The organism is Meridianimarinicoccus aquatilis (genome assembly GCF_004358675.1).
Classification (GTDB): Bacteria; Pseudomonadota; Alphaproteobacteria; order Rhodobacterales; family Rhodobacteraceae; genus Meridianimarinicoccus; species Meridianimarinicoccus aquatilis.
The window spans coordinates 40409-51047 of sequence record NZ_SMZO01000027.1 but is presented as its reverse complement, the minus strand read 5'-3'; the positions used below and the strand labels follow the sequence as shown (position 1 = coordinate 51047).

At 55.4% G+C, this 10639-nt stretch carries 12 protein-coding genes and 3 pseudogenes; 6 read left to right on the top strand and 9 right to left on the bottom strand.

Annotated elements, in window-relative coordinates; all coding sequences use genetic code 11:
* The 3 genes and pseudogenes from E2L05_RS12585 to E2L05_RS21095 all read left to right on the top strand — a co-directional run.
* On the top strand, window positions 1-363 hold a 363-nt coding region (locus E2L05_RS12585; RefSeq protein ID WP_243721964.1), incomplete at its 5' end, for an integrase core domain-containing protein.
* Window positions 364-582: 219 nt separating this feature from the next.
* A complete protein-coding gene (locus E2L05_RS12575) occupies window positions 583-1053 on the top strand; it encodes a recombinase family protein (RefSeq protein WP_243721963.1) in 471 nt (156 codons plus the stop codon).
* A gap of 9 nt (window positions 1054-1062) precedes the next feature.
* Window positions 1063-1122: pseudogene (locus E2L05_RS21095) on the top strand (DeoR family transcriptional regulator); the annotation flags it as partial.
* Here E2L05_RS21095 and E2L05_RS21335 read toward each other — a convergent pair.
* The 5 genes and pseudogenes from E2L05_RS21335 to E2L05_RS12550 form a co-directional block, all read right to left on the bottom strand.
* Window positions 1106-1234: a VPLPA-CTERM sorting domain-containing protein gene (locus tag E2L05_RS21335; RefSeq protein ID WP_133343257.1), complete on the bottom strand. Its 129-nt coding sequence runs from the start codon at window positions 1232-1234 to the stop codon at window positions 1106-1108. The pseudogene E2L05_RS21095 and the gene E2L05_RS21335 sit on opposite strands and share 17 nt — an antisense overlap.
* On the bottom strand, window positions 1227-2027 hold the full coding sequence (locus E2L05_RS12565) for a hypothetical protein (protein ID WP_133343256.1): 801 nt from the start codon (window positions 2025-2027) through the stop codon (window positions 1227-1229). Before E2L05_RS12565 ends, E2L05_RS21335 begins: the two co-directional genes overlap by 8 nt.
* A 53-nt stretch (window positions 2028-2080) precedes the next feature.
* Window positions 2081-3258 (bottom strand): IS3 family transposase gene (locus E2L05_RS12560; protein WP_394346554.1). Its coding sequence is split into 2 segments (ribosomal slippage): window positions 2081-3012 and window positions 3012-3258, totalling 1179 coding nucleotides; the frame shifts between segments, so codons are not numbered across the junction.
* Between the two features lie 271 nt (window positions 3259-3529).
* Window positions 3530-3691 (bottom strand): annotated as a pseudogene (locus E2L05_RS21425) (IS6 family transposase); the annotation flags it as partial.
* Between the two features lie 17 nt (window positions 3692-3708).
* Window positions 3709-4465: pseudogene (locus tag E2L05_RS12550) on the bottom strand (IS5 family transposase).
* Between the two features lie 301 nt (window positions 4466-4766).
* Here E2L05_RS12550 and E2L05_RS12545 point away from each other — a divergent pair.
* Window positions 4767-5282, top strand: coding sequence for an aggregation factor core (locus E2L05_RS12545; RefSeq protein ID WP_133343254.1), 516 nt, complete (start codon window positions 4767-4769; stop codon window positions 5280-5282).
* A gap of 93 nt (window positions 5283-5375) precedes the next feature.
* Here the strand turns inward: E2L05_RS12545 and E2L05_RS12540 are convergent, their stop codons facing one another.
* The 4 genes from E2L05_RS12540 to E2L05_RS12525 form a co-directional block, all read right to left on the bottom strand.
* A complete protein-coding gene (locus E2L05_RS12540) occupies window positions 5376-6287 on the bottom strand; it encodes a DUF2950 family protein (RefSeq protein WP_133343253.1) in 912 nt (303 codons plus the stop codon).
* Window positions 6284-7600, bottom strand: coding sequence for a DUF3300 domain-containing protein (locus tag E2L05_RS12535; RefSeq protein WP_165971752.1), 1317 nt, complete (start codon window positions 7598-7600; stop codon window positions 6284-6286). Before E2L05_RS12535 ends, E2L05_RS12540 begins: the two co-directional genes overlap by 4 nt.
* 135 nt (window positions 7601-7735) lie before the next feature.
* The gene (locus tag E2L05_RS12530) at window positions 7736-8071 is read right to left on the bottom strand and encodes a hypothetical protein (RefSeq protein WP_133343251.1); all 336 of its coding nucleotides are present in this window, start codon (window positions 8069-8071) and stop codon (window positions 7736-7738) included.
* Window positions 8072-8113: 42 nt separating this feature from the next.
* Window positions 8114-9142 (bottom strand): DUF2333 family protein, encoded by a 1029-nt coding sequence (locus tag E2L05_RS12525; RefSeq protein ID WP_243721962.1) that lies wholly within the window; start codon window positions 9140-9142, stop codon window positions 8114-8116.
* 150 nt (window positions 9143-9292) lie between these two features.
* Between E2L05_RS12525 and E2L05_RS12520 the strand changes: the two genes are divergently transcribed.
* Both E2L05_RS12520 and E2L05_RS12515 read left to right on the top strand, forming a co-directional pair.
* Window positions 9293-9802, top strand: a complete 510-nt coding sequence (locus E2L05_RS12520) for a sigma-70 family RNA polymerase sigma factor (protein WP_133343250.1) — start codon at window positions 9293-9295, stop codon at window positions 9800-9802.
* Between the two features lie 13 nt (window positions 9803-9815).
* Complete coding sequence (locus E2L05_RS12515) at window positions 9816-10604, top strand: anti-sigma factor family protein (protein ID WP_133343249.1); 789 nt, start codon at window positions 9816-9818, stop codon at window positions 10602-10604.
* Window positions 10605-10639 lie beyond the last annotated feature (35 nt).

The following is a 10639-nucleotide window of genomic DNA, read 5'->3' as shown; positions in this document are numbered from 1 at the left end:
CACCCGCTGCGCGATGTGGAGGCTGCGCGTGCGGCCATAACCTGTCGGCAGCGCTTCTTCCCGGCGTGCTACGGCAGTGAGTTTATCTCCCGCGACCTCGATCTCTGGGCCTATGCGAACGACGTCACGCTCGACTTCTCACGGCCCGGAAAACCCACCGACAACGGCTTCATCGAGGCGTTCAACAGTAAGCTAAGGGCCGAATGTCTGAACGCACACTGGTTCATGAGCCTTGCAGATGCCCAAGAAAAGCTGGAGGATTGGCGTAGACACTACTCCGAGGACAGACCTCACAGCGCGATTGGATACAACGCCCCGATCGCCATGCACTATCCCGATGGCGTCACCAGCCCGTCATCGTGAGACAGCCGGGAAATTCCAGCTTTCGGCGGTCCAAGGTTGGGGACCAGTGCAGAACCTCTTGTACGCGGCAGAACGAGGCCATCGGCGCGACGATATTCGCCCAGGCCTGCGCATAATAGGATTTGAGCGTCGCGTGACCATTGCCTTTATGGTGCAAGACCAGCGCGCAACCTTCCTTCGGATTTTCTACGGTGGGCGTAACTGGGAAGAGGTCATGTCATGATCTTAGGATATGCGCGTGTCTCTACAGATCAGCAAAACCCTGCAGCTCAAACAGATGCTTTAAAGGCTGTTGGTGCAGAGCGCATATTCACGGATAAAATCAGTGGGGCAAAACGAATGCGTCCAGACCTGGACCGCATGTTGGACCAACTCCGCCCTGGTGATGTTGTTGTTGTCACCAAATATGACCGGCTGGCTCGGTCATTGCGTGACCTACTCGACCTGGTTGAAATGATCAAAGAGCGTGAGGCCGGCTTTCGTTCTTTGGCTGAAGATATTGACACAACGACCCCCGCCGGCAGGCTCGCATTTCACGTCTTTGCATCAATAGCCCAGTTCGAACGTGAGCGGATCGCAGAGCGTACAAAAGAGGGGTTACAAGCGGCAAGAGCACGTGGACGGGTTGGCGGACGCCCTCCCGCCCTCACACAAGCTCAAAAAACTGAAGTTCGACATATGCGCGACTAAGAGCAACGCTCTGTCTCAGAGATTGCTCAGCTTTTCAAAGTCAGTACGCAGACTATACGGCGGGCATAGCTCCTGCCCGTTTCCGGCGAGTTAGGCCCAAAGCGGCCAAGCCACCCAAAAGTAAAGGTAAGCCTGCCGGAAGCGGAACTGGTGCAACGCTAATAGTTCCCGAGCTATCCAAAAAAACTCCCGGTCGAAGTGATGTAAGAGGTCGAACCTAGATCGCCAAAAGAGAATACGCCTGTGTTAAAGAAATCAGCTTCTGCTCCCGAAAAAACACCCGTATTTCGAATTTCCGCCCCTTGTGCTAACCTTAGCAAGTACGTGTGTCCAGCTTCCGCATAGAACGATCCATTTATCGAGAACTCTACACTTTGTGAGGTGCCCTGAGCATTGTCGATTACGTCAACTTCGGGCAGAAAACCTATCATACCTGGCGAAGATGCTGTTGACCCGCGCGCCTCTATACCGCGAAAAAACGAAGCTACTTCTTCCGCTTCTGTAAATAGGGACGTCTCATAGACATCGCCTTCAAATGATCTTTCACCAATTGGTTTAATAACGGAATCTAAGCCTGTTACATCCCAAATGTTTAATGCACCTGTTGCATTTGCCCAGTCTGCAGAACTTCGGACCGACAAAATTCCGTCAATTGCGTATGTAAAGTCGATATTGCCACTTTCTGAAAATTGAAATGCTTCGTTTATAACTGCTGTACCAACCGCGAATGCATTTGCAGTTCGACCATCATTAGTGTGTCCTGCGCGGGTCTTTAAAGTTGCGGTCGACGTATCTACGCTAGCGCCAGCCTCAATAGTGAGCCTTTTGGCAGCCGCACTTGCTACCTCAGAACCGGCATCGTTAGAAACATCTTCACTTCCATCAATAACGCGAACCGCTGAAGCAGAAGCTATCGCCTGCCAATCCTCTTGCAACAAGTCAAAGGTCGCCGCTTGACCAGCCGCAGCACTCAAGGCCAATAGAACAGGTACAATCGCACCTGACCCAGCCCCCTGATCCGGGCCGATCAGGTGTAGAATCCGTTCCTGTTTCTTTCTGTTGATATGGTTGCGGTCAAGGCCTGCTGAGCGGAGCCTTTGCGGAGCTCAAGCGAGGCAGGCCGAGTGCGACGGTTGAGATTGGCGTAGACGGCTGGAGCCAGCCCGCCAAGCGATGTGTGTGGCCTCTGTGTGTTGTAGTCGATCCTCCAATTCTCGATGATCTTTCTGGCTTCGGCGAGGTTGCCGAAGATGTGCTCATTTAGACATTCGTCGCGCAGCCTGCCGTTGAAGCTTTCCACGAAGGCGTTCTGCATCGGTTTGCCTGGTGCGATGTAATGCCAGCCAACACCAGTGTCCTGGCACCATCGCAGCACAGCGTGAGATGTCATTTCTGTCCCATTGTCGCTGACAATCATGTCGGGCTGGCCGCGCACGCGGATCAACTCATACAGTTCGCGGGTCATGCGGGCCCCAGACAGGGAGCGATCAACGACGGTTGCCAGCGCCTCGCGCGTACAATCATCCACGATACACAACACCCGGAACCGCTGGCCGTCTGCAAACGCGTCGGACACGAAGTCCAGTGACCAGCGCTGATTGGCGCGATCCGGCACCAGGATTGGCCTGCGCGTGCCCAAAGCTCGCTTACGCGACCGTCTACAGCGCACCGCCAACCCTTCTTCACGGTAGAGACGGAACAACTTCTTGTGGTTCACCTCAAAGCCTTCTCTGGCCAGCAATATACCCAGACGGCGATACCCGAACCGGCGTCGTTCGTTCGCAAGTTCACGCAGTCGCTTGCGCAAGGCATCATCACCCTGATCCTGTTTCTGATATTGAAAGACAGACCTATGCAGATCAGCCAACTCGCACGCCCGACGCTCCGACAAGCCATGTCGATCCATCACGTCCGACACGGCCCTGCGCTTCACATCAGGCGTCAATAATTTTTTGTCGCGAGATCCTTCAGTGCCGCATTGTCGAGCATCGCATCTGCCAACATCCGCTTCAAACGATTGTTCTCGTCCTCAAGCGCCCGCAGCTTCTTGGCGTCCGATACGTTCATCCCGCCAAACTTCGCTTTGTATTTGTAAAACGTGGCATCGCTGATCCCGTACTTCCGGCACAGTTCCTGCGCCTTCACGCCAGCCTCGTATTCCTTGATCATCCCAATGATCTGTTCGTCGCTAAATCTGCGTTTCATAGTCCATCCTTTGCTTGGACGGATTACTAACACCTCAGTGGCCCGATTTCAGGGGGCTGGGTCACACCCGGTTTATACATGCTTAAAATACTCACGGTTCTGCACCCATCCAAAGTCCACACTCTCTTACCGACGGGATCACGGATTAGAGACGATTGTCAATCGGCATTGAACATTGACCCCTGATCGGCGTCCAACTTTGACCCCTCTGGTTCACGAGGACTGTTGCATTAATTAGCTCTGGCTAGATTGGAAGTCTAACAGATTGATTTCATGCGGCTAAGCCAAACAGTTGATAGATGAAGCCGATTTCGCCTTGGACGCCAGATTTCTTGTTGTGGATATGTCCGCGTTTGATGGTTCGGATAGTTTCTATACCGCCGAGGGTTACCTTGGCCGTTCGCAATGATCGGAAACTTTGCCGATACCCTAGGCTCCAGACTCATTGATTTACAGCCAGAACAAAACAGTAGCCGCGAGCGCGATTGCTGAGAGGAATACCGTCGGGATCTGTCGTAGCGGGTGGCAACGCGACGCCAATCCTTCAGTCGCCCGAACATAATCTCGATCCGGTTCCGTCGCTTGTATCGCCGCTTGTCGTATTTGACAGGTTTGTCCCGTGACTTTCGTCCGGGGATGCAAGGCTTGATCCCCTTTTCTACCAGGGCTTCCCGGAACCAATCCGCATCATATCCTCGGTCTCCCAGTAGCCAGTCCGCCGATGGCAGGCTACTCACCAGCGCCCTGGCACCGGTGTAATCGCTGACTTGACCAGCGGTGATGAAGAACCGGATCGGGCGTCCCGAAGCGTCGGTGACGGCATGCAGCTTCGTGTTCATGCCGCCTTTGGTGCGCCCGATCAGCCTTCCACGCCCCCCTTTTTCAACCGCAGGCTGGAGGCCGTGCGATGCGCCTTGAGGTAGGTCGCGTCGATCATGATCGTCTTCCGATCCGTTCCCTCCGAAGCCAACCCCACCATGATCCGGGCGAACACGCCCATGTCGCTCCACCGCTTCCAACGGTTGTAGAGTGTCTTCGGTGGGCCGTATTCCTTCGGCGCATCAGACCATCGCAAGCCATTGCGATTGATGAAGATAATGCCACTCAGAACACGCCTGTCATCGACACGTGGCTTGCCATGGCTCTTCGGAAAGTAAGGTCGGAGCCGCACCATTTGTTCGTCAGTCAGCCAGAAAAGATTGCTCATCACGCCCCCTGAAGTTTGGGAGCTTGAATCAAGATCACGCGGAGACCGCAACCAAATCAATGGGTCCAGAGCCTAACGAAACACGTCCGCATTCGGCGCTTGGTTATGAGACCCCAAAGGAATTTGCAGAACACCGCACAATCGCAACCGACACCCGCGAAGCGCTATTTAAGAGCTCCGCACGGATGCCGGTTGCTCCATCTGCGCCAATCGGCATATCAACTCAAAGGACTCCCGTTCTGGTTGGATGAATGTTCTGTGGCAGGTCAACGGGTGGAAGAGTAATCGTGTGAGGGAACGAATGGGCTTTACGGGATACGCAGTGCGCGGCGTAGTGGTGGCGTTATCACTTTCAGCGGCCACATCAGCCCAGGCTGATTTGCTTGTGACATTTACAGAAGGGGCTCCAAAAGACTCTTTTCGGATTCTGAACACCGGAAATTGCACTCTAAAGGACGTGAAAATCGTAGTTGATCTGTCGACGTCGGTGGGTGGTTTGATTTTTGATGTGACAGAGCAAGGTGAAGGTGTCGAAGTCTTTCAACCTTTTGATCTCACCCAAGGTGCCGACGCGTTGGTTTCAACGCCGACAGTTTCGGATGGGCAATCAGTCGTTGAATTTGACGTGTCCGAATTTCGTGAGGGCAGGGCTATAGCCTTCACAATTGATGTCGACGACACAATTGGAACGCGTCAAATCACCGTTTTAGGGTCTGAAATCGAAGGCGGCATGGTTTCACTGGTCAAGGGAAACACTGTCCAGTCAGGCACTTTTTCGGCAAACGCCAAAGCCGAGCTGCAACTCTCGGGTTGCTAGGCGACTTTCGGAGCGGTCGCTCCACCTGCCGAGATGACAACAACGGCAGGTGGAACGAAAACTTGTTTGAACTGTCGCGTCTGTCAGGGACGTCTAGTCAGCAGGCACCCAATCCGGACCGGGGTCAAATGCGTCAATCCGGGCAGCGATGGCCAGAGTTTCTTCTCCCAAATCCGTTTGAAGCAGAACCCCGTTTTCAGAGATCAGAAAAGTGTTGATCCCAGTTTGGCCATAGGCGGCTGGAACAGCCATCATGGCGTGACCTGAAACCTGGTTGCCGTTAACCAGATACGTCATCTCGCCGCCGGGCGCATTTGAACCCTGCGCATTTAGCATCTGGAAATAGTACCCGTGCAGCGGTTCGGGCGGGAAATCGGTGTTTCCGTCGCTGTACCCTTCGAATGCCGCGCGGGCGATCCGTGCGCCCATTGGGCTTTGTGCGCCCATCCAGAACAGCCCATCTCTTTTACCGGGTTCGGTGGAAAGGATATGGCTGGCGAATTCCATCACACCATCGCCGTCATGGTCGACGCTTCGGTAATCCGCTTGAACAGCCACGTAAGCGCGAAGCAAATCCATGACCTCTAGTTCGTTCAGGCCAATTTCGCGGGCGGCAAGCTCTTCACGACCGGCATCGACGTCAAAGTGCCATACGCCTTCACTGCGCACGATCGGGATTGGAAATGGCCAGCTTTCCGCGCCAAAAAGGATTGTCACGCGCCCGTCGCCATCGGGCAGAAAACGATAGCCTTCCGCGTAGAGCTCCAACATTTCTGCTCTGTTCGCGGCGTTTTGATTTTTGTCGCCCGTGTCCACGATATCGCGGGCATCCTCGCCTAGCACTGCCAGAATCCCGCCACCCCCGATCGGGGTGTTGAGCGCGGCAACGAACCCCTCAAGTGCGTCTTGCGGTGTGGGGAAGTTGGCAGGCTCTGCAAAGGCGCTGGTCGTGGTTAGGACCGTAGACGCGCAAACAAGGCGCACAACTTGGAAAATACCAGTCATCGTTTCAACCTTTTCTTGGCGCCGCCGCCGCGTTTCGATGCAAGAGACGCTTTTCCGCCGCCAGATCGTTTCTTGAGCGCATTTTGCCGATTGGCACCGCCAACGTTCGCCGTGGGTTTGCGCGCCACGGTTGCCTTCTTGACTGCTGCGGGCTTTTTGATGGCATTTCCGCCACCGGTTTTGCGAAGCGCCTCTGCCTTTGCGGCTGCCTCAGGTCGGTTTCCATTCCCAACAGATCTCAAATCACGCCCGGCGGACCCCGCTCCTGCGCGGTTGATTGCGGCGGCGCCAAGCCCGGCGGCGGCGCCACCCTTTGCAATGTCTTGTACGTTGGCTTTGTCCGACAGGCGGTCGCGCAGGGCGTCGGTTCCAGTGTCGGGTTTCTTGATCGGCAGCTTCGTCGCCCCTGCGTCGTCCCGGCGGTTTGCGATCTTGTCGCGCGCTTCAGTTGATTTATCAGGGTCGGGCTTCCATTCGATCTTGTCGCGGTCGATGGACCCGGCGATTGATCCGTTGCCGACGGAGTTTCCGACGTTGACGTTACCGTCCACATCAAGGTCGATATTCGGGTTGCGGATAATCGGCCCACCACCCCAGCCGCCGCAATTTCGGCAGCCCCAATAGTCGTTCCAATCGTCATCATCATCAAAGATTGCGTCGATCAAAGCGAAGGTGCCAAAGCCAATTGCCCCGGCGATAAGCACATCGCTGACGTCAGTCCCGCCATACACCACGTCGGGTTCGTATTGCGGAACGTACACAACTTCGGGGTCAGTAGGTTGAATAACCACGGTTTCATCTTCGACGACTTCAACGGTTTGCGCATCACCGCTGATCAATGCGCCGGAATCGATGGCTTGCTGACGCATCACCTGAATAGCTGCCAGCACATCATCGTCTTGGGCCAGCATCGCGTCGCCCATGGTTTCGGTCCATTCGATATGATCCGCCATATCGACAATTACATCTGGAAACGCGGTGGCAAGTACGGCGACACTGGGGTCCCAGCCCTGATCTTCGATATCGTCCTTCAGACTTTCTGGAGCCACATCTGGATTGGCATCTAGAAAACGCTCGCTTTTGACAATGTCGAGTGGAACGGTCGCTGCCACAAGTATCTGTATAAGCAATGTATCTGGATAGAGCGCAACAGGGGCGACCAGCGTTTGTAACTCTGCATCGGTGAGCAATGCCGCGTCGTCAGCAGGAGCTTCGGTTTCTTCCGGTAGCGCCTCATCTTGAGCGAATGCAGGACCATATGTTGCGGTTACTGCCACCAAGATTAGGGGCCATACGTGTGGCCGCTTTTTCAACTTCCGTCCCTCCCTGATTTATAGGGACGATACTCGTGCGGCAGGGACATTCAATGAAATTTGTGCCTCAGCGTCCGGCAAGATGCATCGGCGACAGACCCCACACCCGTATTGGCGTGGGGTTGGAGTGGCTTTTTAGGCGGCGACGCTGGTTGCGGCCGGACGGGCCGTTTCAGACGGCTTGGCTTCTTTTGCGGGCTGTGTGGCTGTCGTTGGCCGGTCGAGCATATTGGTCACTTCGCGCCCGACAACGCGCTGCGCTTCGGCGCGGCGCATCATTTCGGCGACAGTTTCAAAAAGATCGTCACGCCGGATACCCACAAGGTGCAACTGGTGATCTGACAAGCGATCCAGCGCTGACATGATTGCAGTGATATCGCGCGAAAAGCGCCAGTCATCATATGCAGCCCGGACACGCCCGATAACAGGGGTATTTTTGGACACAGTCGCTGAAATGAGTGTCTTGAACATGAGTGAAGTCCTCCGTTGGGGTGGTGGGTGTGAGATGGTAAGTCAGACGGCCAGAACACTGACCGCTTCTTCAAGCTGCAAGATCGCTCGTTTCATGTAGAAACCTTGCAAAGCCAGATGGTTGGCAAAGATCGACTGGTCGAGGTTGCCGTTCAAAACGACCGTTGGCCGGAGCTGTGATCCCTGGCGCAGACTATCCAGAGCCTGAGCCCAGATCGTGCCAAGATTGCGTTCTCGGATGACCGGGGCGAAGTCCTCCCCCAGTGCTGACAAAGTTATGTAGTAGCCGTAAAGCATGCCTTTGTTCTGATAAAAGGCGTCGTCAGCCTTTGGGCTGAAGATCCACCAACCGGTCCTTTGCGCGCGTTCAAGTTGCGCGGTTTGCGACCCCAGATCAGCAGATATCCGTGCCAACGCGCCCGCAAACGTGTCAGCGCGGCGTTCGAACACAGCCTGACCTTGTGCAAGCCGCGCATTATAGCGCTCAAGCGCTGCCAGTCCTTCGCGGTACTGGCTTTCAGACGAGGCTGTTGGCAACAGCGACCGCGAAGGTTCAAAGACCCAGACATCCGGCGGGAACTGCAAGAAACCAGATGCGCGTTCCAGGTCCGGGTCCGCGCTGGATGACCCACGCGTCCGGGCAATCTGGTCCAGCATTTCAAAGCTGAACCGTCCTACAGCCTTGACGACGCCTGTTTGAAAATTGGGCATGTTGTCCAGTACGGCAGATGGCGAGATCACCGGGTCATTCGGGGTCCAACCGTTCAAATTGACCTCACGGTCGATCAGGGTTGCAGCCACCGCCACGGCAGCACTTGCGCCATCAGGAACAACAGCTGCACGAAGGTCGGGATCGGTATCGATCGAGTGGGTCATCGGCCCGAGAACGCCATAATTCAGAAGTGCCGCAACACTGCCGCCCAGAGCCACATTGCGAAGCATCTTTCGCGTGAACCATCGGCGGGTTTTGCGCGGCCGGACTGGCTGTTGGTCTTGCTCGGCTTCTGCGGGCAAAGGCACTGGTACAAGTATGCCTTCTGTCAGCACTGGTGGATCTGCGGTGTTTGTCAACGACCTTGCTCCCTGCTTGGTTACAACACAAACGCAGGGGAGGGCGGTTTCATCCCAAGATTTTTCTAAACCCGATGATAAATTTTTTACAGCTCGACGGATGAAATTCGCCGGCGGCGCGTATGTAGTGTAATGTCGAAAGGGGAATTGATGGACACACGTCGGGAACTAGAAAGTCGGATACACGAATACGTCGTCAGCTTAAGGCGATATGCCATGGTGCTGACGCGAAATCCAGATGCCGCTGAGGATTTGGTTCAGGAAACTCTGACAAAGGCCATCGCCGCAGCCGAGCAGTGGCAACCGGGAACAGAGTTACGTGTTTGGCTCTTCCGGATTCTCCATAACACGCATGTAAGTGAGCGGCGGCGTCACAAGGTGCGCGAAGATGCGCGGATCATGCTTCCAGAACCGGTGGACACCTCTGACCCGACCGAAAGGATTGAGTTGCAGCAGGTTCTTGATGCTTTGAGCGAATTGCCGGAAGCACAGCGCCTTCCCATCGTCCTCGTGGCATTGAAAGAGATGAGCTACGCCGACGCGGCACGCACGCTCGATTTGCCATTGGGCACATTCTACAGCCGGCTTGGGCGGGGACGTGCGGCACTCAGAAAGATCTTTGACACGGTAAAAACAACCCGGCTGAAGCTGGTAGTGTAACGGAGGGACTGTGATGAGCAATTCCAACACATTGGATTTGAATGCCTATCTTGACGGAGAGATCGGGCCAGACGAGGCGGCCGAGATCGAAGCACAGCTTGAAACCGACAGCGAGGCGCGAAAGCAGTTCGATGCGGATGCCCGGCACAAGAACAAGCTTGGCGAAGCGCTTGCTGCGCTGGACAGGCCCACAACCAACCTGCGCACAGCGCGGCTTGAACGGCGGCTTGCCCATGTGATCGCGCGGCAGATGAATCCGGCGCAACCCTTCAAGATCAGTAACTTTATGCGCTCAGGCGCACGGGTTGCTGCAGTGTGTGCGCTGGTGTCATTCGGCTGGATCGGTCATGCCGTCATCGCGCCGTCAGGGCAGGGTGTACCGGAATACGTATCAGAAGCCGTTGGTGCACATCAGGTTTTTGCAGAAGACATGCTGCACCCGGCAGAATTCACCGGGGCCGCCGTAACAGAAGCCGCAGTTTGGTTTTCCAATAAAATTGGTGTGCCGGTGGCCGCGCCGGATCTGGGCGCACGCGGATTGACTCTGGTTGGCGCACGTCTGTTGGGAACAAAAGAAGGGCCGCTTGCACAATTTATCTACGAAGATGACAGGGGGGATCGCTTGTCTTTGACGTTGGCCAAGCACCCAGACCATCGGCCGATACAACCGCTTCAGGTTGTGGATTATCCGAACCGGGCAGTCGGGTATTGGAGCACGCCCAACCTTGATTATGCGATCGTCGGACATGGCAATTCCGATGCGGTGCAGCTTATCGCGCAGGATGTCGCCAAGAACATCTAAAACGGCACCTGATTGGTGTTTTGTGAAGGGCATCT